Genomic DNA, 24278 nt, shown 5'->3' on the forward strand with positions numbered 1-24278 from the left:
TTACATCTTGATTGTCAAACTGAGGGTGAATGTTATGATCAAGCGAGTATTTCAATGTATTATTTTATTTTTAACGATTACTATGTACGTATCATCTAATACTGAAGCAACAACTATTATTCCTGCTGAATATCATCCAAATACTGGAACAACTTCTCCTACACAAAAAATTGCGTACTTAACATTTGATGACGGACCAAACAAATATACTACACAAATTTTAAACATCTTAAAAGAAAAGAACGGAAAAGCAACTTTCTTTGTTATTGGTGGAAAAGTACCACATTATAAAAAGACAATGCAACGATTAATTAAAGACGGACATTATATCGGACTTCACAGTATGTCACATGATGTAAAACGCCTTTACACTGGTGACCCTTCCACTTTAATTGCAGAAATGGAGCAAACACAAAGCATTGTCCAGCAAGTTACGAAATTAAATACACATCTCGTTCGCGTTCCATATGGTAGTATGCCTTACTTAAAAAAGAATTACCGTGACGCACTTGTATCGGCCCAGTATAAAATGTGGGATTGGACGATCGATACATACGACTGGAAAAGCTATGACAACCCTTCTGCCATACTCGAAAGAGTACGTAATCAAAGTGATGAACAAGTCGAAGTCATTTTAATGCATGATTCGAGTGTAACCGTACAAATACTGCCAAAAGTAATTGATTATTTACAGTCACAAGGATACAAACTTCTTCCCTATAATCCTTCTTCTCATCTCAAGGTAAATTTTTGGAAAGACACAAGATTGTAACAGCTTTAGTGCCTATATGCTAAAGCTGTTTTATTTTTCTCTTCCCACCCTTCCCATTTTTGTGTAAAATTTTAAATAGTGATGAAGTTTCGAGGTGAATAGAAATGAAACGAATAGATCTCATTTTTAACGCAATACAAAAAGGCAATTATACAGAAGGTGTAACCGCATCAGAACTCGCTACATTTCTGCAACTAGATCGTGCCAATGTAAGTAGCGATTTAAACAAACTTGTAAAAGATAAACGTTTATTAAAAACAAATACGCGACCTGTTCGTTTTTACATAGAAACGAACACTTCGGTGGAAACGCATTCAAAAGACATAACTTCATTGGATACATTTGCAATTGAAAATACGAGCCTTAAAATTGCAATTGAAAAAGCGAAAGCTTCTATTCTCTATCCTCCAAACGGTATGCATACTTTACTACTGGGAGAAACAGGGGTCGGAAAGTCTATGTTTGCTTCTTTAATGCACGAATATGCAATTGAAGTTGAACAGCTTCCCAAAGATGCACCATTTATCGTCTTTAACTGTGCTGATTATGCAAATAATCCACAGTTACTACTCGGGCAATTATTTGGGATTAAAAAAGGAGCTTATACAGGAGCAAGTGATCAAAAAGGGTTAATTGAAAAAGCACATGAAGGAATTCTTTTCTTAGATGAAGTACATCGCCTGCCTCCAGAGGGACAAGAAATGCTTTTCACCTTTATTGACCGCGGAGTATACCGCCGCCTTGGAGAAACAGAGAACGAACGTAAAGCACAAGTATTAATCATTACTGCAACAACAGAAGAACCAAATTCATTTTTATTAAAAACATTTACAAGACGTATACCGATGACTGTTACGCTGCCACCACTTCGTGAGCGTACACATAAAGAGCGCTTTGCTTTACTACAGCTATTTTTCACAAATGAAGCAATTCGTCTGCGAAAAGACATTCACGTTAGCCCAAATGCAATGCGTGCTTTCGTCTTTTACAATTGTCCCAATAACATCGGTCAATTAAAAACAGATGTTCAAATTGCCTGTGCGAAAGCCTATTCTGATTTGGTCACAAAGAAACGTGATTCTGTCTATGTTTCAAGTACAGATTTACCTTGGTATATGAAAGAAGGGTTGTTCATTGAAAGGAAGAGCCGTCACTTATACCAAATACCAAATGAAACATTTGTATTTACAGGTGAGGAAGGTTGGAGTAATCATAAAACAGAAGATGAAAAACGCTCTTCTATTTACGATTATATTGACTATAAATACGAAGAACTTCAAGCACGTGGTATTGAAGAGGAAGAATTAGAATTACTAATAGAAAATGATGTTCAAAGCTTTTTCGTACAATATTTTAACCAAATATCCAAAAAAACAAGCCATGAAAATGTTTTTAAAATTGTGGATCGTAATATCGTTTCCGTATGTGAAAAAATAGCGGAACTTGCTGAAAAGCATTTATCTAAGACGTTTGATGAAAAAGTATTTCTTGCTTTAAGTTTACATGTACAGACAACTCTACAACGTTTACAAAGCGGAAAACAAATACATCACCCACAATTAAATCAAATTCGTACGAAATATAAAGAAGCTTTTTCCGTAGCTATGCAATGCATTCAACTACTGGAGGAAGAATTAAAAATAACAATGCCTATTGATGAAGCTGGCTTTTTAACAATGTTCTTCGTTGTTGATCCAATTCCTGCCTCACAAACAGAAGTAAAAGTATTAATATTAGCACACGGTAATGGCATCGCAACTGAAATGGCAAACGTTGCAAACGAACTTCTCGGCATTGAGGAAGTAACCGGTATTGATATGCCGTTACACGAATCACCGAAAGATTTCTTGGAACGTGTGAAAGTGTATATGAAAACACTACAAAATGTAAATGGGCTTCTCTTACTTGTCGATATGGGGTCACTTGCTTATATCGGTGACATATTAGAAACGGAGTTCAAAATCCCTGTACGTGTTCTCTCGATGACGAGCACACCACATGCACTAGAAGCAGCTCGAAAAGCTCAGCTCGGTTATTCATTAGATGCGCTGTATGAAACAGTAAAAAATTTAACACCGTTTTACTTAAACGTACAAGAAGAAAAGAAAAAACCTCTCTCTCCAATGAAATCTGTTATTTTAACAGCTTGTTTAACTGGTGAAGGAAGTGCTTTAGCTATTCAAAAAATGTTAGAGAACTATTTACGATTTGATAAAGACTTAATTGAAATTATTCCGATTAGTATCGTCCATGAAAAAGATTTAACGAAAATGATCGAGAACATAAAAAAAGAGCGTAATATCATTTGTATCGTCACGAATTTCGATGTGCAAGTGCCGTGCTTAACATATCATTTCCAAGACATCGTAAACTACACAGCGATTCAGCCCATTCAAGAATTAATTACGTATGAAGAAACATATGCAAAAATGGCGGATATTCTTGAACAACAAATGCAGCGTAACGATGGGGCATTACTGATTAAAACAATTCGTTACGCATTAAATACAATTCAAGAATTAATTTCCTTACAGCTAACTCCTGATAGCTTAATGGGGGTTATTCTGCATATGAGCTGTATGGTTGACCGTCTTCAAAAAGGAGAAAGCCTTCTTCCTCACCCTGATAAAGAGAAAAGAAGACAAGATGAATACTGGATGTATATGAAAGTAAAAAAAGCATTGCAACCGATTGAAAATACATTTGAAATACAAATACCTGATGACGAAGTATTTTACGTTATGGACTTCTTTATTAAAAATCAGCCTGTTAAAAATTAATTGAGGCCGTTTTTAAAAATATCGACCGTAACGTGAGTTATATCGGCGATTTTCAAAACATATCGATTTACCGACAATAATCGCTAAAACTAGCACCTTATATAATGAGAAAAGGCTGTTCCAACATATGGACAGCCTTTTCCTCTACTTCTTTACTTTTCTAACTCGCCCTCTTATTTCTCCTCTTTTTTGTGATTTCGTATGAACATTAACATATACATTTGCTTGAATAATTTCTTGAAGTAAATGTACAAATGATTTCCCTTGTAAAGGTCCCTCAAAATCCTCTACATTCACTACACCAGTAATACTTCCCTCGTTCAAACTAATCCCTTGCTCCAGTGGACCATACAAATATAAAACAACAGGACCAATTTGAGTAGACTTCCCTAAATGAATTTGACACGATGTAACCTTTTCTATATTTTTTAGTATTACTCTGTAATGCAATTTCGTTAAATCATCACTAAAAATAAACTCTGCTACCCCAAAAGCTTCTGTATTTACAGGAGGCACTTCCCTCTTACCTGTTAACCTGGCAAAGAAATGTGTTGTCATAAGGCATTCTCCTTATATAAATTTCCCAGCACTACTTCTACTACTTTATGGTTTAGACATAATCATTTATGACTTTTTCAATTTTAATTACAAAGAAAAGATTCACAAAATCTTTACATTAAAATCGTTCCTGTAGATTGAAAGTCTCTTGTATAATGCACATAGAAAAACATTATAGGAGGTTATTTTGAAAAAAAACAAACACATCTTTCACACATTATTAGAGATTTTTCTCGTCTCATTTAAATTAGGACTTACTTCATTCGGCGGTCCTGTCGCTCATCTCGGCTATTTTCACCACGAATACGTGCAAAAAAGAAAATGGATGGATGAACGAAGCTATGGAGATTTAGTAGCGCTATGTCAATTCCTTCCTGGTCCTGCCAGCAGTCAAGTCGGTATGGGGGTTGGATTATTAAGAGGCGGACTATTAGGAGCTATTATTTCATGGATTGGATTCACTTTACCGTCTGTACTTGTTTTGGTTTTCTTCGCCTCATTCCTTAATCAGTTCGATCTTGGAAGTGCTGGCTGGATTCATGGACTAAAACTTGTAGCAGTAGCTATTGTCGCTCATGCCATATGGGGAATGGCGCGAAAGTTAACTCCAGATCGCAACCGTGCGACGATTGCGATTGTAACTGCCGCAATTGCCTTATTATGGCCAAGTAGTTGGACACAAGTCATCCTTATTATAATATGTGGCTTTATCGGCTGGTTTTTATATCGCAACCAACCAATTAGCCAATCACAAAATATAAAAGTACCTATTTCAAAAAAGATAGCAGTTTCTTGTCTCGTCTTATTCTTTGGACTATTACTGCTGCTACCGATATTAAGACCGTTTTCTTATTACATCGCTTTATTTGATAGTTTCTATCGCTCTGGCGCACTTGTATTTGGAGGAGGACACGTCGTGCTGCCCCTTCTTGAAGGTGAGTTCGTACAAAACGGAATGATGACGAAAGAACAGTTCCTAGCTGGATACGGATTAACACAAGCAGTACCAGGACCACTATTTACATTCGCCTCTTATATAGGAGCAGTATTAAACGGGACGCTTGGGGCAACACTCGCAACAATTGCGATTTTCCTCCCTGCTTTCTTACTCGTTATTGGTGTTTTACCATTTTGGAACAGTGTGAGAAAAATATCATTCATACAAGGCGCACTACTTGGTGTTAACGCCGCAGTTGTTGGTATTTTAATTGCCGCTTTTTACGATCCTATTTGGACGAGTACAGTTATAAATGCTTCAGATTTCGTTTTCGCTTCGCTTCTTTTTTGCTTACTAGCTTTTTGGAAAACACCACCTTGGGTTATCGTTATACTGGGAGCCTTTGGCGGATATATTCTGTCCATTTTATAAATAAAAAACGACGGCATGATGTAGCCGTCGTTTTTTCTATTAAAACTTCACAAGCTCTATGCCTTCTGGCAACTCACTCTCTGTTAAAATACGCAATTCCTTCACACGATCCATTACGTAAGAAGAACGCTTCACAAGCTCTGGATCAATATATGCTGGATGAACCATAATTTCTACCGTTTGTTCACCTTGTACTCTTTCTTTTAACTTCACAAAGTAATCTTCCGTCACACCATCCGCATAAAAGTCACTGTAAAACACATCAGAAAATGGATGCACCGCTCTATCTTCCTCACAACGACGAATCGGAACATTATATTTAGCCGCTAATCTCTTAAGAACATCATGTAAAATCGGTAAACCATGCACATGATGATGACTATCTAAATGAGTTGGTGTTAATCCGTAAGATAAAAACTTCTCAATTTGAGCAGTCCATTCTCTCTCAACTTCTTCTGGATTTATATTCCCTTCCCTTACAACACTTTGTTTATGAAACGATCCGTTTTCCCCTACGAGTGACGGTACATCCTTTAACAGTGGTTCTCCTGCCGTTAATACGAGATGTACGCCTACTCCGAGTAGGTTGTACTCTTTCGCTAAGCGTACCGCATGCTCTGTTCCTGGCATATTCATCATCATCGTCGTTGAATTTACAAGTCCATTTATATGCCCATCAATAATGCCGTAATTTGTACCTTCTGTAAGACCGAAATCATCTGCATTTACAATTAACTTAATCATCATAATACCTCCTAATAGAATAAAAAAAGCGGGCTAAATAGCGCCGCTTTTACTTCTCTACCTTTTTAAAGAACTGCGGAAGATACTCTTTATGTGCTTCCAACATTTCATCTAAAATTTGTTTTGCAACTTTATCTGATGGTACAAGTGGATTGATTGTCATAGCAAGCAGCGCCTTATGATAATCCCCTGTAACAGCAGCTTCAATTGTTGTGCGCTCGAATGATTTAATTTGTTGTACTAAACCGCGAACTGGTACTGGAAGGTCTCCAACTGCAATTGGTTTGGGGCCTTCTTTCGTAATAATACAGTTCACTTCAACAGCTGAATCATGTGGTAAGCTTGCAATTGTTCCGTTGTTTCGTGTATTAACAGGCTGGATATCACCTTTATTATTGTAAATAGACGTAATTAAGCTACATGCTGCATCACTATAATAAGCTCCGCCACGTTTTTCTAATTGTGGTGGTTTAATATCTAAGTTCGGGTCTTTATATAACTCAAATAAATCATTTTCTAATTGTTTTACTACTTCTGCACGTGTACCTTTTTCAACAGAAGCTTCTTTCTCTTCTTCTAACATTTCACGTGTTTTGTAGTAATAACGATGGTATGGACATGGAATCGCACGAAGTCCGCGAATAAAGTCTGGCTCCCAGTTAAGCGCTGCGATATTTTCCATCGTAATTTGTTTTTCTGGATCTGTCACAAGCTCTAACACACGGTCCATTACACTTACGCCATCTAAGTATACATCTAGTCCGTATACCATATGATTTAAACCTGCGAAATCAACGTGAACACGACTCGCATCTACTTCAAGTAATCTTGCAAGACCCATACGAATTCCGATTGGAACGTTACATAGACCAACTACTCTTTGAATATTTGTATAACGAAGAACTGCCTCTGTTACCATACCAGCTGGATTTGCAAAGTTAATTAACCATGCATTTGGACAGAGCTCCTCCATATCCTTACAAATATCTAAAATAACAGGAATCGTTCTCAACGCTTTGAATAAACCACCAGGACCATTCGTTTCCTGACCGATTACATCATACTTTAACGGAATTGCTTCATCTTTTGCACGTGCTTCTAATAAACCAACGCGAAGTTGTGTTGTTACAAAGTCAGCATCTTTTAATGCCTCACGGCGATCAAGTGTTAAATGTACCTCGATTGGTAAGCCTGATTTTTTCACCATACGTTTCGCTAAGTTACCAACGATTTCTAACTTTTCTTTTCCTGCCTCAATATCTACTAACCAAATTTCACGAACAGGAAGCTCATCATAACGCTTAATAAATCCTTCAATTAACTCTGGTGTATAACTAGATCCACCGCCGATTGTAGCAATTTTAATTCCAGTCATGCTTTATTCCCCTTTCGCTTCAAGCTTTTTATAAAGATCGATAAACTCTGCTGCTAATTCTTTCACTGTAATCGCATTCATTAAATGATCTTGTGCGTGAATTAAAAGAACACTAACCTCTGTTTTTTCTCCTCTTGCTTCTGATTGTATGAGCTCTGTTTGGAAATGATGCGCTTCATTAATCGCTTCTTTTGCCTTTACCATCGCTTCATCTGCTTCTGCCATTTTCCCCTGTTTGGCAAATTGAAGTGCCTCCATCGCAAAGCTTCGTGCGTTACCACTATTTAAAATCAATTGGAATGGAATTTGTTCTGCTGTAGTCATCATAATTACCGCCCTCTCTATAAGGTTCAACCGATTTAAATACCCCTTCAGTTTGAACATGTCTATTAAAGTATGAATTTATTAATGATAGTTTAGTGTTCATATAGATGTTTTTCATCTTTTTGAACATGATATAAAGGTAATTATTCTGACGAGCTATAGGAACTCGCCAGAATAATATTTTTTAAAGTGATACTGAATTGTCGCTTCCTTTTGTTTCAGCTTTTGCAGCCTGTACATAAGTACGGTCACACATTAATACGAATGGATAGTAAATTACTACCGCGATTGCAAAGTTTACTACTTGTAATGCTGCACCAGCGATGCTTCCGCCCGCTACAAGATAACCACTAAAGATTGGTGGCATTGTCCATGGAACTAAAGCAACTGTTTTTGGCACCCATCCTAAAGAAATTGCTGTATAAGAAGTAATTACTAATACAACTGGTGTAAGTACGAATGGAATGATTAACGCTGGGTTTAATACAATTGGTGTACCGAAAATAACTGGTTCGTTAATGTTGAAGAAACCAGGACCGATAGATACGCGCCCCACACCGCGAAGCTGCGCACTTTTTGCAACAAGCATTACCGCTACTAGGAATGCTAATGTTGCACCTGATCCACCGATGTACACATATACATCAAAGAATGGTTTTGTGAAAATATGTGGTACATCATATGCAGACATACCATCGTTAAATAATTTAATATTTTTTTCTAATGCTGGTAAATAAATCGGGTCAATAATACCACCAACGATATTAGGACCATGTAATCCGAAGAACCATAATACATGAATAAGTAACGCTACAATAATTGCACTTGGTAATGTACCTGCTAAACCTTGTAATGGTACTTGAATTGTTTCAAATACGATTTTATGAATACTTGTTCCTGCTAATTTCACTGCTAATTGAATACTTGCTGTTACGATTAAAATAACGAATGCTGGAACTAACGCTGCGAATGATTTCATTACTGCTGGTGGAACACCATCTGGCATTTTAATTGTAATATCTCTTTGAACGAAGAACCTAAATGCCTCTGTTACAAGAAGAGCTACAATGATAGAAACGAATAAACCTTGTGATCCTGTCCACGCTAAATCAATACCGCCTTCTTTTGGCGTTGTCGGAGAAATAATAATTAATGCACCGAATGTAATAATTGCTGCTGACAATGCGTCAACGCCGTAAGATTTCGCTAAATTATAACTTATCCCTACTGCGACTATGAGGGCGAGTATAGCGAAGGAACCTGCCCACATACCACCGCCGATATCTTTCCAAACGTCACCGAATGCACCTTTCATAAATTTTTGGAATGCATCCACTGGTAAGTTATTAACAAGTATTGCAAATGATCCAACTAAGATAAGAGGCATAACTGCGATAAATCCATCACGGATCGCAACTAAGTGACGCTGCGACCCAATTCTACCTGCGATTGGAACTAAATATTTCTCCATAAATGCAATAAACTTTTGCATTTCGCTTCCCCCCTAATTATTTTTTAAGTGTTAATGCGTGATCTAAAACTGCTTCTCCATTCATCATGCCGTAGTGCATTGGATTGATAACGTCGATTCCAACGTTTCTCTCATCAGCAAGCGTTTTCATTGAAGAAAGCATGTAACGAACTTGTGGTCCTAGTAATAATACATCTGCTTGATCGATATTCGTTTTTACTGCATCCCCAGATACAGCCCAAATCTTGCCTTCTAAACCGCGAGCTTTTGCAGCCGCTTCCATTTTTGTAACTAGTAAACTTGTAGACATCCCTGCTGAGCAACATAATAAAATATTCATTTGAAAATCCCCCTTGTGTAGTATAAAAAATTTATGTTTTATTTATTTTTCTTTACGCTATTTATTAATGCAATTAGCGTGCCAACTTTTTAAAACCACTAAAATCAGCACTTTTTCGACTATTTTCTTTGTGTGTTAACGCTTTCAATTAGTGTGTCGTCCAAAAAACACACAGTGTGTTATAAAACAACACGCTTTTAACACATAACTGTATGAAAATAGATTAGTGTTTAGTTGTCTAGTTGTGTTTAATATGAAAAAACACTAAAAAAACTTTTTTATCGTAGGAATCTAGTAAAAAACAACATTTTCTTGGGCTCAGTCTTCTATCTATTCTATTGTCCAAGCAAACTCTACTAGATTACATAAAATAAAATAGAATAAAATAACACAATTCGAAAGGGGATTCCTATGCCAAAACATAGAAAAAAAAGCAAAATAAAGATTTATAGAATAACAAGCTATAAAAAAGACAAGCGTTCTGAATTAGACTCTGACAAATTTGAACTAGAACAGCAGGACAAGCATGATATACAAGACAAACAGGATGAGCAGAATAAGCAAGATAAGCAAGTACAATCGGAAAATGTAACTATAGTACCTACAGATTCACACAGCTTAGATGTGTGGGATGAAATTTCTCTAAAGGAAATACAAGCTGGTGAACATACGAGCCTATTTGAAGAAAAGAGTAATTATCAAAATATTAATTTAGTCCAAGTAAACGATGTTCGCTTATACTTGGACAAGCAACTACAATTCAGTTCCGTTGATGAGCAAATTTATCATGAAGCACTTGTACATCCGATTATGGCAAAAGTAATTGATCCAAAACGTGTTCTCATATTAGGTGGTGGCGATGGCCTTGCCTTACGAGAAGTTTTGAAATATGAAACTGTGCTACATGTAGACCTTGTTGATTTAGACGAGGCAATGATTAATATGGCACGTAATGTTCCAGAAATAGTATCTTTAAACAAAAATGCTTTTTTTGATAATCGTGTGAACGTGCACGTATGCGATGCAAAAGAATTTCTAAATTCACCTTCATCTTTATACGATGTAATCATTATTGATTTTCCAGACCCAGCGACAGAATTATTAAGTACTTTATATACAAGCGAACTATTTGCTCGTATAGCTACATTCTTAACAGAAGATGGTGCTTTCGTCTGTCAATCTAATTCACCTGCTGATGCACCTCTAGTATATTGGAGTATCGGTAATACAATTGAACACGCTGGATTAACTGTGAAGAGTTATCATACAATCGTTCCTTCTTTCGGAACTGACTGGGGATTTCATCTTGCTACTAATTCTGCACATGTACTCGATCAAATTGAACAATTATATGTAGTACCAACTCCTCGAACATTGCCTGCTCTTCTTTTTCCTTTATTTCAATTTAAAGAAGAACATTTAGAACAACGTAACCTCGCTCTTTTAAATTCAGAATCAAATCTTATCTTACATCAATGCTACAAACAGGAAATGAAGTTTTGACAATATTATAATAAGGAGTGCTACCCTATGGAATATTCTACTTTTGGCAAGCATATAATAGTAGATTTGTGGGGAGTGGACTTTTCCCTATTAGATGATATGCAATTTTTAGAATATCATCTAGTTACAGCTGCAGATTACTCTGGTGCCCATGTTTTAAACGTAAGTAAAAAAGAGTTCCAGCCATATGGTGTTACTGTATTAGTGTTATTATCAGAAAGCCATCTTTCCATTCACACTTACCCGGAACAAAATTTTGCAGCTATTGACTGTTATACTTGCGGTACAACCGTTGAACCACAAATATCGATTGATTATATCGTAAATATATTAAAACCGGAGCGGATGCATATAAAAAGATTAATTCGTGGTATAGGAGAAATTGTTACTGCCGATTAATTATAACTCTTACTCATCCGAAAAAAGGAGGATTGTAAAATACCATCAGCGGGATGAACATTTCGCTGATGGTACAGGCACATACATAAAATGAAATTTTAATTAGTGGGTGTTTTACTGCCCGTTAATTCAAGATAAAAAAACCTTGCATAAGCAAGGTTCATTCATCCACCGACATCTTCCTATATAACTCTACAAACTCACTCGCTAATTCTTTCACCGTAATTGCATTCATTAAATGATCTTGCGCGTGTACCATTAAAAGAGTAACTTCGGTCTTTTCGCCACCAGCTTCTTTCTGGATAAGCTCCGTTTGTACACGGTGCGCCTCTTTTAATTCCTCTAGTGCTTCTTGTAATTTAGCTTCAGCTTCTGTAAACTCCCCACGCTTCGCACAATCAATTGCTTCCATTGAACAACTTCTCGCGTTTCCCCCATGCAAGATTAAATGAAAAGCTTTCGTCTCTATCGTATCCATTTTAGTTCTTTACTCCCCCTTTTCTTCCGCCAGTTTTTGTTTATCCCATATTTTTAAGAACGGTAAATAAATGAAGAATGCTAGCGCAAAGTTAACAAGTTGCAAAATAACACCTGAAATTTTCCCGCCCGATCCTAAATATCCACTAAAAAGAATAGGTGTCGTCCAAGGTACAGCGGCCCCACTCGGACGTGCGACCCATCCCCATTCCATTGCAAAGTAAGAAACAATTGTTAACACAACTGGAACTAATATGAATGGAATTAGTAAAAGTGGGTTCATTACAATCGGCATACCAAAAGTTACCATCTCATTAATATTAAATATACCAGGTGCAATTGACAATCTCCCTAAACTTTTTAATTGTTGACTTCGTGCAAATAGTAACATTCCGACAACTAGAGCAAGCGTTGCACCAGAACCGCCCATATAAATCCATAAGTCAAAAAACTGTGCCGTAATCGTATTTGGTACATCTTGCCCAGCTTGAAAAGCAACTCGGTTTTGATCCATTAACGACAACCAAACGGGGCTCATTACACCACCAACAATAGTAGCACCATGAATTCCACACGACCAAAGAACATGAACGAGAATAACTGCTATTATTGCGCCCCAAAGACTAGCACCAAGTACACTAAGTGGTTCCTGTAAAATTTGTCCTACAATATTATGGATACTGCCAAAAGAAGTATTTTCTATAATTAAGCGTAAAATCCAAATAACTGTTACAACAATAAATCCTGGAACAAGTGCTGCAAATGAACGCGTGACAGCTGGTGGAACTGTCTCTGGCATCTTTATAATTATCTTTTTTTGTACAATAAATCGATACAGTTCAGTAGATATAAGTGCAATAATCATTGCTACAAATAACCCTTGGCTTCCCATTAATGCAGCTGGGATAGCGCCTTCTACAAGTACACTTTCTTTTGTACTTGGTATAATATATGCAACTTGAAATGGAGTCGCAAGTAAAAACGTCACAAGCGACAATGCCCCGGATGCTAAAGCATCCACTTTATAATACTCTCCAAGCCTGTAAGCGATTCCAAAAACAGCTATTAAAGCCATTATATTAAAAGTTGCACTAACTGGATACCCTAAAGCTCTCTGCCAATTCTCACCAAACAAACCTGCCATAAACTCGTTATATCCGGGTATCGGCAGTGCACTAATAATGAGGAAAAACGATCCAATAATTAAGAATGGCATCGTTAAAATAATTCCATCTCGAATTGCTTGTAAATGCCTCTGCTCTGCAACCTTCCCTGCTACCGGCATCACATACTTCTCTAAAAACCGTATCATCTATCCCACTCTCCTCATGGTTTCATTGACAAAGCTGCTTGCAAGATAGCTTCTCCATTACAAAGTCCGTAATGAACAGATTGAATGACATCAACAGGTATCCCTTTATCCTTACATAATTCTTTCATTTTCGGTAATAAATAACGTACTTGCGGTCCAAGTAAAAGGACATCAGCTTTATCAATATGACTATTCACTTCAGAACCTGATACTGCCCAGATTGTTACTTCTATCCCTCTTGTCTCTGCTGCTTTCTCCATCTTTGTAACAATCAAACTGGAAGACATTCCCGCTGCACAGCAAAGTAAAATATTCATCCCGCTTCCCTCCCCTTTTTTCTCTACCTAAATTATGGTGCACTCCTTGCCACCACTAGGTTACAAATATATATGTCTAGATTTCCTGCTGTATGCCGAGCTTAAAAACAAAAATTTCTTGGTTTTCGCGCTATTCCATCTATCCGTATTCTCCTAGTAAAGAGAACTCTAACTCGCTATAATGATTCAGTATGACTTTTTTTAATTGATAGGAGGATATATTTATGAAGGCATATCGCTTTCCACTTATTTTATTATCTTCTATCCTAATTGGTGGTTTCATTGGTTATTTCATGGGTGCCGATGCAGTTGCTTTAAAGCCGCTTGGTGACATTTTCTTAAACTTAATGTTTACGATTGTTGTACCTCTAGTGTTCTTTAGCATCGCATCGTCTATTGCTAATATGGATGGATTAAAACGTTTCGGTAAAATTATGTCTAGTATGGCTGGGACTTTCTTATTTACAAGTATTTTAGCTGCTATTTTTATGATTATTGTCGTGAAAGTATTCCCGCCAGCACAAGGTGTTGTACTAGAACTAACACAACCTGACAAAGCCGGCAAAGCTGTTAGTGTTGCAGATCAAATCGTCGGTATTTTAACAGTATCTGACTTCTCGAAGTTACTATCTCGTGAAAATATGTTAGCTCTTATTTTCTTCTCTATCTTAATGGGGATTGCAACTTCAGCAGTTGGCGAAAAAGGAAAACCATTCGCTACATTCCTACAAGCTGGTGCAGAGATTTCAATGAAGGTTGTATCTTTCATTATGTACTACGCTCCAATCGGACTTGCTGCTTACTTCGCAGCATTAGTTGGTGAATTCGGACCACAACTTCTTGGAACTTACTTCCGAGCAGCAATGGTATACTATCCAGCTTCTCTAATTTATTTCTTTGTATTCTTCACATTCTATGCATACCTTGCAGGTCGCAAACAAGGTGTACAAGTATTTTGGAAGAACATGGTCTCTCCTACAGTTACATCACTTGCAACTTGTAGTAGTGCCGCAAGTATTCCAGCGAACTTAGAAGCAACGAAGAAAATGGGTATTTCTTCAGACGTTCGTGAAACAGTTGTCCTTCTTGGTTCTACACTTCATAAAGACGGCTCTGTTTTAGGTGGCGTATTAAAAATTGCTTTCTTATTCGGTATTTTCAACATGGAATTCGAAGGACCGAAAACATTAGCAATCGCACTTGTTGTTTCTCTATTAGTAGGAACAGTAATGGGTGCTATTCCAGGCGGCGGTATGATCGGTGAAATGTTAATCGTATCTCTATACGGTTTCCCGCCAGAAGCACTGCCAATTATCGCAGCAATTAGTACAATCATTGATCCACCTGCAACGATGTTAAACGTAACAGCAGATAATGCTTGTGCTGTAATGACAGCTCGCCTTGTAGAAGGTAAGAATTGGATCAAAAACAAATTTGCTTAATAGATAGAAAGAGGATGCTCGTTTAGAGCATCCTCTTTCTTTATTTGTTGATAAGTTGATATCTCCTCTCGCCACAAATTTGTTACAATCTTCACAAATATTCCACATCCTTGATCCATTCTCCGTACTATAATCATGTATGGAAAAGGAGATGGAAACGATGACACAAAGCGCACCTGAATTTAAAGTTTTGCAAAGCATTGCATTTCTCGCTGTCGTTTTGCAAAGTTCGTTATTATATACAATGAATCAAGGAAATGTCTTACTTGAGCAATCCCTCATTATGGGTATGCTATTTAATCTTGCAAAATTCTCAGCACCAGCATTCATATTTATCGTTGGATTTCACTTAATTCGTCACTATACGAAGCAATTAGTATATAAAGAATATATTTCTGAAAAAGCGACACACTTACTCATTCCTTATTTCTTTTGGTCTATTCTTTACTTATTAACAACAAACGATCTTATTACATTACAAAGTGGAATAAAAAGTTTATTACTCGGAACAGCCGCGCCCCATCTTTGGTACGTTATTATGATGTTCCAAATTCACTTATTGTTCCCTTTACTATGCACACTTTTTTATTGGTTTCAAAAACGAACAGAAAATAAAAAAGACATATATAAATATATGACCTTTTTCGCTTGCCTATATTTTCTATTAATGTGGTTCTCTTCCCACTATATTTTTAATGGAGAAAAATTAACAAGTTCAACAATTTTACATTATACAGATCGATCATTTCTATTCTACTCATTCTATTTCGTTATGGGTGGCATTGCCGCTGTAGCACTAAAAACTTGGCGGCTATTCGTCATGAAACATATCCCGCTTATAACAATATTATTTTTCATCTTATTTTTATTCATCAATTATGAGTTGTTTAGTTTTTACGGAGCAAACTCTATTCATTTAACTGTTTCTACCTATTTAAAGCCATCTATGTTTTTATATATCGTATGCGAAATTATCATACTGTATGTGTTATCTATTATGATAGTACAGCGTCGTGGTTTCTTATATAAAACGTTACGTTTCATTGGAAATTACACGTATGGTGCTTATTTAGCTCATTTATTCTTCTTGCAACTATGCACAAAACTTCTTTCCTTATTCACGCTGCAAGAAAATACTATATTATATACCCTATTACTATTTGTGTTAACGGCCATTATCTCTATTTCAACAATGGTCATTTGTAGCACAATACCATTTCATACTTGGATTACAGGACCTTCTCCTACAACAAAGATGAAATGGACGAAGGTTGTATTCCGAAAAAATCATAAAAAACTATTCAAGCCATATATTTGATATAATAATACGCATATAAAAAGAAAGCGAGAGACACCTATGATTAATCAAGTTGGACAAATTATGCTATATGTAAATAACCAAGACGAAACAGTACAATTTTGGACAGAAAAAGTAGGGTTCCAAATCATTGCGGAAGAAAATAACGGAAATGGCTTCCGCTGGATTGAAATTGCACCGGCGAAAGAAGCAGGAACAAGCATCGTCCTTCACGATAAAGCGTTAATCGCGAAGATGCAACCTGAACTAAACCTAAATACACCTTCACTTATGTTCTTCTCAAATGACTTAGACCGTCTATATAAAGATCTTTCTGAGAAAAATGTCACAGTTGGACAGGTTGTAGATTTACCTACTGGTAGAGCATTCAACTTTGCTGATAATGAAAATAATTACTTTGCAGTAATGGAACGTAAATAAAAAATAAGCTATCCGAAAAAATCGGATAGCTTATTTCATCTTAAGAAACTTGTTCTACATTCGTTTCTCTATGCTGTATATAACTCGTAATCCAAGCAATTCCACCGGCAACAACGAGATAACATAACAATATTAAAATTTGCATTTGTAATTGCGACCAATCTCCTAAAGAGATAACATCTTGTAATCCTCTAAGAGAATGAGACATTGGGAGAAACTGTCCAATTTTACTAAGAACAACTATATTTAATTCTCCTGGGAAAGTACCTCCGCTCGTCGCCAATTGCAGGACAAGAAGGGTTACCGCTAAGAACTTTCCAACAAGACCAAATACTGTTACTAGCATAAGAATAAATGTCATGAACGTAAAGGAAATAACAATACTTGATAAAACAAAAAGTGGCACACTTGCGACTTCTAATTTCATAACACCTAGCACAACTACATCTACGAGTAGCGCTTGAATAAGTCCAATTAAATATACCAATCCTAGTTTATTAATAAAATGTACCGTTCCGCTTACCTTCATATTTTGTCTGCGGCCAAGCGGTAAAATATTCGATGCCATAATTCCGCCAACATAAAATGCAAGCGATAAGAAATATGGTGCAATGCCTGAACCGTAGTTAGGAACGTCAGAAACTGTTGACTTCACTAACTGAACTGGCTCTGAGAACATCGTATTGCGTGCATCATCATTACGAATATCCGCTATCTTCTCTGCGCCCTCTCCTAATTTCCTAGAAAGTTCTTTCGCACCATCATCAAGTTTAACAAGTCCGTTCGTTAACTGATCAGCACCATGATTCAGCTCTGTTCCGCCACTCGCAAGTTGATTTACACCTTCTTGTAATGATGTAAATCCATTTCCCCACTTCGTAAATCCATCAGCCAAATTCGATGCACCATCTGCTATCTTTTTCGTTCCAGCAGTAGCTTCATTTAACTTAACTCCGAATGTATTTATGCCTTCTTCAATCTTATGTTGACCGTCAGTAAGCTTCTTCGCACCTTGTGTCAATTGTTGTTGGCTATTATTTAAAGTACTTGTTGCTTTAGCTAGTCCGTTAGATGTAGCAACAATTTTTTGAAAAGCGGGATCTTGCTGCACTTCTGGATGATTTTTCACGTACTCTTCTAATTGTTGTTTTATACTATTAGCTGCACCATCCGCTTTTACTTGGCCCTCAGCAAGCTTCTCACTTCCGCTCACCCATTCATTTGTACCGGCACTTAATTCACTAACTCCTGATTGTAACGTTTTTTCACCTTGTGCTAATAACTCCATACCACTATGAAGTGATGTCGCTCCTTGACTCAGCTCATTTGCTCCTCCGGTTAAAGCAGATTGACTAGATGCAAGCTTTTCACTTCCTTCTTTCAATTTCGATGTCCCATTACTTAAACGATCAATACCATCCGCAAGCTGATTCGCTCCATTTTTTGCATCGGTCGTTCCTTCATGTAACTTCTCAGCACCATTACTTGCATCACTCAATCCTTGTGCCAAATCTTGAAACTTTGAAAAGACACCTTCTGTATAAGATTTCGTAATACTATTTGAGATTTTTGTTTTCATATTTTCAACAGCTGTCGTTCCAATTTGAGCCGCTACAAAGTTTTTACCTGGATTTACTTTGTACTGCAACGTTGCCGGCTCTGGTTTCTCATCCATAAGTGTACTTACCTTTTTAGAGAAATTTTCTGGAATCGTAACAACCATATAGTACTTATCTTCTTTTAGCCCTTCATCAGCATTTTTTTCTGATACAAAATGAAAAGCCAGTTCTTTATTCTCCTTTAAATTTTTTACAAAATCGTCTCCTGCATGAATTATTTTCTCATCCATCGCAGCACCTTTATCTAAATTCACAACCGCAACAGGTAATTTATCTAATTTTCCGTACGGATCCCAATATCCAGCTAAAAAGAATCCTGAATAAATTAACGGAACGATTAATAAAAAAATTAAAGCGATACGTCCATGTTTATGGTGCCACATCGCTTTCCAATCTTTAAATACAAGTTGAATTCCCTTCATGAAACATACTCCTTCTCCGAATTTAACACCATTAGAATGGTTTAACAGATTTACTATACACGTCACTTTCCATACTGTATAATACATCTTTAATTATTAATTCATTCCTTTTGGTCTATAGAAAGGAGACTCGAAATGGAACTGCTCCAGTTAAAATACTTTCAGACAGTGGCACGACTAGAACATATGACAAAGGCAGCTGAAGAATTGCATATCGCACAACCTTCACTCAGCAAAACAATAGCTAGACTCGAAAAGGATTTAGGCGTCCCTTTATTTGATCGCCAAGGCCGACAGATTACTTTAAATTCTTTCGGAAAAGTATTTTTAAAACGAGTAGAACGTATTTTTCATGAATTAAGCGAAGGGGAACGAGAAATTAAAGATTTAGCCGAATTACAACAAAGCTCTATTACACTAGCCGTTTCTATTCCGAGAATATTACCAGAACTACTTGGCTCTTTTTTACTAGAACATCCTAACGTTCGGTTCCAACAATTTCTTGCATCCACTCCTTCTATGAAACGACAACTAGATAATATAGAAATTGACTTTTGTATCTCCTCTGTGCCAATTGAAGGGGAAGAAATTGTTTGGGAACCACTTATTACAGAAGAAATTTTCTTAGTCGTCCCTTCAGGCCATCGTTTATCAGGCCGAGAAAATATCCACCTGCATGAAGTAAAGGACGAACCGTTTATTAGTATGAACACTGGCTATGGATTTCGGCACTTAACGGATGAATTTTGTAAAGAAGCTGGTTTCACTCCACATATTGCTTTTGAAGTCGATGAACCGACCGTGATTAGCGACCTCATTAAGCAAGGTCTCGGCATCGCTTTTGTTCCAAGTTTAACTTTATTAAAAAACTCTACTTTAGCATCGAGCAAGTTGCGTATTATTGAACCCACTTGTCAGCGAACCATCGGATTAAGTTGGTCAAAAAAACGCTACTTATCAAAAACAGCTCAGCAATTCCGTGAATTCGTGATTGACTACTTCTCTAATATTAGGACGTAAAATTATATGAACAAATAAAAGGTGCCACCCTCATATGGTGGCACCTTTTATTGTTCACTCTTTTTTAATTCCATTTCAGCTAAAAGTGGTAGTACGTTATCAAAAATATGCGTATTATTATTTTCACCTGTTACATATCCACCGTAATATCTACTAAATACGTTGTCATTTCGGAATGTGGCCATATGATCATACAATTCCTTCGCAAACTTTGTATCACCTGTTTGTAGTACGTACAAAATCGTTAGTCCATACGCGGCCGGCGATTCATAATTCACAGTTTGTTTTCCCGTTTCTAAATTGTAACGACCGTATAGCTTTCCATCCTCCTGGAACTTCTTTTTTATAAATTCCAAATAAGCAGCTGATGAAAGACCACCTAAACTTCGATGATATGCAACGTATGATTGGTCAATAAGATTCACTTCTTTATCGTACGTAAATGTACCATCTTCTTTATACTCTTTTGGGAATGCCCAGCCATGCCTTGGATAATCTGCTAAAAATTGAACGACTTCCTGATATTGCTGAGCAGAAACTTTGCCGTACTTCTTCATATAGGAGAATGCACGCGGATTTATGTATGATGTTGTTACAAAATTATTTTGTTTCCCTGCATCTGCATCATAATAATCAACATAATAATTATCTTTTTTATTATAACGAAGTACAGCATCACTTAATTGATCGGCAAGGTTTTTATAACGCTCTTCCTTATACATTTCATAAGCACGATATAATTGTTCTATAATACGAAGATCATCTATAAGTGCATTTGTAGCTGACTGTCTCTCTCCCTTTTCAGAGAGTTTCCATAAAACGATATGATTCTTATATATGAAATTATCTTGAATAACCTTTACTTGCTCATCAAATAACGCCTGATCATCTTTATCAAGTGTATACTGTAACCATAATCCCGCCGATTCTGATAAAGCTTCACGTCCCTTAGCTTCACCCGTACCTGCCTTAGTATCTACTAAACGATACGTGGCAAGTGTTCCATTGTCATTCACCATATGTCTTAAAATAAAATTTTCTGTACGGTTTCCTTGTAAAGCTGACCAAAATACAATTCCACCTAAAGCGATTAAGAAGATAACTCCAATCCCTATATATAAACGTTTCCGCAATCTTTTCACCTCCCTAGTAAGGCTAACCTTAATTTTATCAGAACATACATAAATTTAAAAAAGACAATCTATTAGATTGTCTCCCCCCATTTCTATCCCTCGCAAACCTCTTTAGAAGGTTTATATAGCGATTGTACAAGTCGATCATATTCACGACGTGTAATTTCTTTATTATATAGCTTCAATAATAAATCTCTATGCTCTTTTGAAAATGCCATCTTTTTAATGACTTCAGGATACATAAAACACCCTCTCCATTTCACATAAACTTCTTCATTCCAAAAACAGAACTTACGTTCGCATAAAAGATTATAAAAGATTCCTGAGCAAAAAACAAACAAAACATGACCAACTATTTATTTCTTTCTATTCAAAATATTACAACATTATATTATCATATTCACTTTTTAAATACATATATATTTTTGGTAGTTTTTTTGAATAAATCTTCCAATTCAATCAGAAAATAATGGCAAAAAAGAAGAGGAGTTTACATATGGATACGGTAACATTAGCAAGAGCATTTTTCGGTTCTTCATTAGCATTCCACATTATCTTTGCAACACTTGGGGTCGGACTTTCATTGATGATTTTTATAAGCGAAATACTCTATCACTGGAAGAAAGACTCCGACTATGCCATTATGGCGAAAAGATGGACAAAGGCGTTTGCTATTCTTCTCGGTGTAGCAATTCCAACTGGAACAATCGTTGGTGTGCAAATCTCACTTCTTTGGCCTGGTTTCGCCAAAATTGTTGGGCAAGTTATTTCTGTTCCCTTCCAAATTGAGATTTTCGCCTTCTTTTTGGAGGCTTTATTCATGTCAATTTACGTATATGCAGCCGATAAACTTCCTCCATTTATGAGATTAATATCGCTATTTTTCGTCATGCTTGGTGCCACGGCATCCGCCGTGCTTATTACATCAGCAAATACATGGATGAATACACCAGCAGGCTTTTCAATGAATCCAGATGGATCTGTTTTTAATGTTGATCCTTGGAAAGCTTTCTTTAATCCGAGTTTTGGTACAAGTGCATTCCATGTCGTTATTACGGCTTATGCAACTGGTGCGGCTGTCATTGCTTCTATCGCTGGATTTAAATTATTGAAGAAAAATTTAAGTACACGTGAAATTGCTTATCATAAAAAAGGGCTGCTATTAGGGCTTGTCGTTACATTTATTACAGGCGCTACGATGTGGCTTTCAGGACATGAATCAGCGATCGCCTTACATAAACACTCACCTGAAAAACTTGCATCTGCTGAAGCTTTATTTGAAACGACATCACACGCACCGCTATCCATTGGCGGCGTTGTGGATCCCAATACACTTGAACTAAACTATGCACTTGAAATTCCCAACATGCTTAGCTTATTAGTGGGACTAGACCCTAGCACTGTCGTAAAAGGTCTAAAGGAATTTCCCCAAGAAACATGGCCACCATTTTATACACATACACTATTCAACTTAATGGTCGGCACCGCTGCGTTTACCTTTGCAGTTGCAGCAATTGCGCTCTTATATTGGTACTTCGTTTACCGAAAAAAGGGAACAGAACTACCGAAGTGGCTACTTTGGGGGGCTGCCGCATGCGGACCAATTATGATGCTCGGTATTGAATTCGGATGGATTTTCAGTTGTAGCGGTCGTCAACCATGGACAATTTATGGTATGCAACGTACCGTCGATGCATCTACACGCGCCGATTTCGTCGGTCCTTTATTTGTTTTGTTCATCATTTTATATATTGGACTCGCTATTTTAACAGTCATTGTTCTACGGACATTCTTTAGAAGACATCCATTAAAGAATGATTTACAACACCAAGGAGGCGATTCTCATGCATGAGGAAAGTATTGCAATCATCATCTTATGGGCCCTTATTTTCGTATACAGTATACTAGGGTCCATTGATTTTGGAGCTGGTTTTTGGGGCATGGTATACGCAAAACATCCGACGCTCGCTGCTAAACTTGCGAATCGGTACTTATCACCAACTTGGGAGGTAACAAATACGTTTCTCGTCTTCGTCGTTGTCGCATTTCTCGGCTTCTTTCCGAAAGCGGCCTTTACTCTTGCGACAGTAATGTTCGTACCAGTTATGTTAATTTTAGTGCTCGTTGCAGTACGTAGTACGTTTATGGTATTTGCTTACTCCTTGCCAAAATATCAGTACCTTCTTCGGGTTATTTCAGGTATTACTGGTCTTTTAATTCCAGCACTATTAATTACCGTTTTACCCGTTACAGAGGGAGCCTATATTACAATGTCTGAAGGAAAAGAAGTACTCCTGTATGGAAAACTTCTTTCTAGCCCGGTTATCTACTGTTATATGCTTTTCGGACTAACGTCTGAACTATTTCTCTCCTCTCTCTTTCTTGCTGATTTTGCGAGAGAACAAAGTTCAGAAGATACGTATAGAATTTATAGAAGAAATGCTATCATTCTTGGTCCTGCAACGCTCGTTACAGCAATCATCGCCCTCGTTGTAATGGACCCAGAAACACATTGGCTTATGCAAGGATTAATAAAGCAATTCCCGTGGTTTACAGTTTCTATTGTTTTATTCGTTATCGGATACTCGTCCCTTTGGTGGACAAACAAAAAATACAATACACTAGGATACCCTCGCATTGCCGTTTTAGCTGTCGTCGCTCAATATGCATTTGCAAGCTACGCTTACGGTGTCGCGCATTTACCGTATATTATTTATCCTGACGTAACTGTATTTACAAGCTTCACAACGACAGAAACGTTCTATGCACTGCTCATTCTATACGCAATTGGGATTGCAATTTTATTACCAGGATTTATTTTCTTCTGGAATTTATTCTTGAAGGATCGTACTTTTTTGAAAGAAAAATAATATAGTCTTGGAGTCTGTCCCAAAAGGCATTTTGGAATAGACTCCTTTTGTCATGTTTTGTCGATAAGTCGATATATTTTAAAAATCGCTGATATATTTTAAGTTGCGCCAATATATCTCCATAATCGCTGATATATTTTAAGTTGCGCCGATATATTTCAATAATCGCTGATATATTTTAAGTTGCGTCAATATATCTCCATAATTGCCCATATAAATTTCATTTACTATTTTACTGCCCCAATAATTTATAGACTCCTCTCATAATAGTTATTTCACTATTCGTGACACTT

At 36.8% G+C, this 24278-nt stretch carries 23 protein-coding genes; 11 read left to right on the forward strand and 12 right to left on the reverse strand.

All coding sequences use genetic code 11. From position 1 onward, the window contains the following. Positions 1–34 precede the first annotated feature (34 nt). The gene (locus tag GBN91_RS15025) at positions 35–772 is read left to right on the forward strand and encodes a polysaccharide deacetylase family protein (protein WP_000597148.1); all 738 of its coding nucleotides are present in this window, start codon (positions 35–37) and stop codon (positions 770–772) included. Between the two features lie 104 nt (positions 773–876). Further along, positions 877–3552 carry a sigma-54-dependent transcriptional regulator gene (locus GBN91_RS15030; RefSeq protein ID WP_152121672.1) on the forward strand — a complete coding sequence of 892 codons (2676 nt, stop codon included), beginning with the start codon at positions 877–879 and terminating at the stop codon, positions 3550–3552. Between the two features lie 144 nt (positions 3553–3696). On the opposite strand, the gene exsM is transcribed toward GBN91_RS15030, so the two are convergent. Beyond that, entirely contained in the window at positions 3697–4110 is a 414-nt protein-coding gene (exsM, locus tag GBN91_RS15035) for an exosporium regulatory protein ExsM (RefSeq protein WP_000207046.1), read from the reverse strand. Positions 4111–4297: 187 nt separating this feature from the next. Between exsM and GBN91_RS15040 the strand changes: the two genes are divergently transcribed. Next, complete coding sequence (locus GBN91_RS15040; protein WP_000739648.1) at positions 4298–5479, forward strand: chromate transporter; 1182 nt, start codon at positions 4298–4300, stop codon at positions 5477–5479. Positions 5480–5518: 39 nt separating this feature from the next. Here the strand turns inward: GBN91_RS15040 and chbG are convergent, their stop codons facing one another. The 5 genes from chbG to GBN91_RS15065 all read right to left on the reverse strand — a co-directional run bounded on the left by chbG (position 5519) and on the right by GBN91_RS15065 (position 9733). Then, positions 5519–6223, reverse strand: a complete 705-nt coding sequence (chbG, locus tag GBN91_RS15045) for a chitin disaccharide deacetylase (protein WP_016123775.1) — start codon at positions 6221–6223, stop codon at positions 5519–5521. Positions 6224–6272: 49 nt separating this feature from the next. Then, entirely contained in the window at positions 6273–7598 is a 1326-nt protein-coding gene (gene celF / locus GBN91_RS15050; protein WP_000145762.1) for a 6-phospho-beta-glucosidase, read from the reverse strand. 3 nt (positions 7599–7601) lie between these two features. Further along, the gene (locus GBN91_RS15055) at positions 7602–7925 is read right to left on the reverse strand and encodes a PTS lactose/cellobiose transporter subunit IIA (protein WP_000989055.1); all 324 of its coding nucleotides are present in this window, start codon (positions 7923–7925) and stop codon (positions 7602–7604) included. Between the two features lie 181 nt (positions 7926–8106). Next, positions 8107–9414: a PTS cellobiose transporter subunit IIC gene (celB, locus tag GBN91_RS15060; RefSeq protein ID WP_149214742.1), complete on the reverse strand. Its 1308-nt coding sequence runs from the start codon at positions 9412–9414 to the stop codon at positions 8107–8109. A 16-nt stretch (positions 9415–9430) separates the two neighbouring features. After that, positions 9431–9733, reverse strand: coding sequence for a PTS sugar transporter subunit IIB (locus tag GBN91_RS15065; protein WP_001023569.1), 303 nt, complete (start codon positions 9731–9733; stop codon positions 9431–9433). Between the two features lie 411 nt (positions 9734–10144). Between GBN91_RS15065 and GBN91_RS15070 the strand changes: the two genes are divergently transcribed. Next, entirely contained in the window at positions 10145–11236 is a 1092-nt protein-coding gene (locus GBN91_RS15070; RefSeq protein WP_044306535.1) for a polyamine aminopropyltransferase, read from the forward strand. Between the two features lie 27 nt (positions 11237–11263). Beyond that, complete coding sequence (speD, locus tag GBN91_RS15075; protein ID WP_000456823.1) at positions 11264–11635, forward strand: adenosylmethionine decarboxylase; 372 nt, start codon at positions 11264–11266, stop codon at positions 11633–11635. Between the two features lie 160 nt (positions 11636–11795). Here speD and GBN91_RS15080 read toward each other — a convergent pair whose 3' ends face one another. From GBN91_RS15080 to GBN91_RS15090, 3 genes are read right to left on the reverse strand one after another with little or no spacing between them, the layout of a single operon-like run. Beyond that, positions 11796–12113, reverse strand: coding sequence for a PTS sugar transporter subunit IIA (locus GBN91_RS15080; protein ID WP_000379645.1), 318 nt, complete (start codon positions 12111–12113; stop codon positions 11796–11798). 9 nt (positions 12114–12122) lie between these two features. Then, entirely contained in the window at positions 12123–13424 is a 1302-nt protein-coding gene (celB, locus tag GBN91_RS15085; protein ID WP_000617789.1) for a PTS cellobiose transporter subunit IIC, read from the reverse strand. Between the two features lie 14 nt (positions 13425–13438). Further along, complete coding sequence (locus GBN91_RS15090) at positions 13439–13741, reverse strand: PTS sugar transporter subunit IIB (RefSeq protein WP_001023557.1); 303 nt, start codon at positions 13739–13741, stop codon at positions 13439–13441. A 224-nt stretch (positions 13742–13965) separates the two neighbouring features. Here GBN91_RS15090 and GBN91_RS15095 point away from each other — a divergent pair, with 224 nt between their 5' ends. From GBN91_RS15095 to GBN91_RS15105, 3 genes are all read left to right on the forward strand, one after another. Next, a complete protein-coding gene (locus tag GBN91_RS15095) occupies positions 13966–15183 on the forward strand; it encodes a dicarboxylate/amino acid:cation symporter (RefSeq protein WP_000649376.1) in 1218 nt (405 codons plus the stop codon). A gap of 160 nt (positions 15184–15343) precedes the next feature. Further along, positions 15344–16501, forward strand: a complete 1158-nt coding sequence (locus GBN91_RS15100) for an acyltransferase (protein ID WP_000194344.1) — start codon at positions 15344–15346, stop codon at positions 16499–16501. 39 nt (positions 16502–16540) lie between these two features. Next, on the forward strand, positions 16541–16921 hold the full coding sequence (locus GBN91_RS15105; protein WP_000610162.1) for a VOC family protein: 381 nt from the start codon (positions 16541–16543) through the stop codon (positions 16919–16921). A 40-nt stretch (positions 16922–16961) separates the two neighbouring features. Here GBN91_RS15105 and GBN91_RS15110 read toward each other — a convergent pair whose 3' ends face one another. After that, the gene (locus GBN91_RS15110; protein WP_152121674.1) at positions 16962–18962 is read right to left on the reverse strand and encodes a YhgE/Pip domain-containing protein; all 2001 of its coding nucleotides are present in this window, start codon (positions 18960–18962) and stop codon (positions 16962–16964) included. Between the two features lie 135 nt (positions 18963–19097). On the opposite strand from GBN91_RS15110, the gene GBN91_RS15115 reads away from it, so the two are divergent. Continuing rightward, positions 19098–19982, forward strand: coding sequence for a LysR family transcriptional regulator (locus GBN91_RS15115; RefSeq protein WP_000421926.1), 885 nt, complete (start codon positions 19098–19100; stop codon positions 19980–19982). Positions 19983–20029: 47 nt separating this feature from the next. Here GBN91_RS15115 and GBN91_RS15120 read toward each other — a convergent pair whose 3' ends face one another. After that, the gene (locus GBN91_RS15120) at positions 20030–21115 is read right to left on the reverse strand and encodes a hypothetical protein (protein ID WP_001231662.1); all 1086 of its coding nucleotides are present in this window, start codon (positions 21113–21115) and stop codon (positions 20030–20032) included. A 92-nt stretch (positions 21116–21207) separates the two neighbouring features. Next, positions 21208–21357: a hypothetical protein gene (locus tag GBN91_RS28890; RefSeq protein WP_000283179.1), complete on the reverse strand. Its 150-nt coding sequence runs from the start codon at positions 21355–21357 to the stop codon at positions 21208–21210. A gap of 254 nt (positions 21358–21611) precedes the next feature. On the opposite strand from GBN91_RS28890, the gene cydA reads away from it, so the two are divergent. Next, positions 21612–22967, forward strand: coding sequence for a cytochrome ubiquinol oxidase subunit I (cydA, locus tag GBN91_RS15125; protein ID WP_000381978.1), 1356 nt, complete (start codon positions 21612–21614; stop codon positions 22965–22967). Next, positions 22960–23985 (forward strand): cytochrome d ubiquinol oxidase subunit II, encoded by a 1026-nt coding sequence (locus GBN91_RS15130; protein ID WP_000544187.1) that lies wholly within the window; start codon positions 22960–22962, stop codon positions 23983–23985. Before cydA ends, GBN91_RS15130 begins: the two co-directional genes overlap by 8 nt. The last annotated feature ends 293 nt before the right edge of the window (positions 23986–24278 follow it).

This window comes from Bacillus sp. B1-WWTP-T-0.5-Post-4 (assembly GCF_009183795.1).
GTDB classification, from domain to species: domain Bacteria; phylum Bacillota; class Bacilli; order Bacillales; family Bacillaceae_G; genus Bacillus_A; species Bacillus_A cereus.

Excerpts from the sequence above, each read along its gene's own strand:
- speD (WP_000456823.1), top strand. The coding sequence starts at position 11,264 with ATGGAATATTCTACTTTTGGCAAGCATATAATAGTAGATTTGTGGGGA.
- celF (WP_000145762.1), bottom strand. The coding sequence starts at position 7,598 with ATGACTGGAATTAAAATTGCTACAATCGGCGGTGGATCTAGTTATACA.
- GBN91_RS15065 (WP_001023569.1), bottom strand. The coding sequence starts at position 9,733 with ATGAATATTTTATTATGTTGCTCAGCAGGGATGTCTACAAGTTTACTA.
- GBN91_RS15095 (WP_000649376.1), top strand. The coding sequence starts at position 13,966 with ATGAAGGCATATCGCTTTCCACTTATTTTATTATCTTCTATCCTAATT.
- GBN91_RS15105 (WP_000610162.1), top strand. The coding sequence starts at position 16,541 with ATGATTAATCAAGTTGGACAAATTATGCTATATGTAAATAACCAAGAC.
- GBN91_RS15080 (WP_000379645.1), bottom strand. The coding sequence starts at position 12,113 with ATGGATACGATAGAGACGAAAGCTTTTCATTTAATCTTGCATGGGGGA.
- GBN91_RS15090 (WP_001023557.1), bottom strand. The coding sequence starts at position 13,741 with ATGAATATTTTACTTTGCTGTGCAGCGGGAATGTCTTCCAGTTTGATT.
- GBN91_RS15070 (WP_044306535.1), top strand. The coding sequence starts at position 10,145 with ATGCCAAAACATAGAAAAAAAAGCAAAATAAAGATTTATAGAATAACA.
- GBN91_RS28890 (WP_000283179.1), bottom strand. The coding sequence starts at position 21,357 with ATGTATCCTGAAGTCATTAAAAAGATGGCATTTTCAAAAGAGCATAGA.
- celB (WP_000617789.1), bottom strand. The coding sequence starts at position 13,424 with ATGATACGGTTTTTAGAGAAGTATGTGATGCCGGTAGCAGGGAAGGTT.
- GBN91_RS15130 (WP_000544187.1), top strand. The coding sequence starts at position 22,960 with ATGCATGAGGAAAGTATTGCAATCATCATCTTATGGGCCCTTATTTTC.
- celB (WP_149214742.1), bottom strand. The coding sequence starts at position 9,414 with ATGCAAAAGTTTATTGCATTTATGGAGAAATATTTAGTTCCAATCGCA.
- cydA (WP_000381978.1), top strand. The coding sequence starts at position 21,612 with ATGGATACGGTAACATTAGCAAGAGCATTTTTCGGTTCTTCATTAGCA.
- GBN91_RS15025 (WP_000597148.1), top strand. The coding sequence starts at position 35 with ATGATCAAGCGAGTATTTCAATGTATTATTTTATTTTTAACGATTACT.
- GBN91_RS15115 (WP_000421926.1), top strand. The coding sequence starts at position 19,098 with ATGGAACTGCTCCAGTTAAAATACTTTCAGACAGTGGCACGACTAGAA.
- chbG (WP_016123775.1), bottom strand. The coding sequence starts at position 6,223 with ATGATTAAGTTAATTGTAAATGCAGATGATTTCGGTCTTACAGAAGGT.
- GBN91_RS15100 (WP_000194344.1), top strand. The coding sequence starts at position 15,344 with ATGACACAAAGCGCACCTGAATTTAAAGTTTTGCAAAGCATTGCATTT.
- GBN91_RS15110 (WP_152121674.1), bottom strand. The coding sequence starts at position 18,962 with ATGAAGGGAATTCAACTTGTATTTAAAGATTGGAAAGCGATGTGGCAC.
- GBN91_RS15030 (WP_152121672.1), top strand. The coding sequence starts at position 877 with ATGAAACGAATAGATCTCATTTTTAACGCAATACAAAAAGGCAATTAT.
- exsM (WP_000207046.1), bottom strand. The coding sequence starts at position 4,110 with ATGACAACACATTTCTTTGCCAGGTTAACAGGTAAGAGGGAAGTGCCT.
- GBN91_RS15055 (WP_000989055.1), bottom strand. The coding sequence starts at position 7,925 with ATGATGACTACAGCAGAACAAATTCCATTCCAATTGATTTTAAATAGT.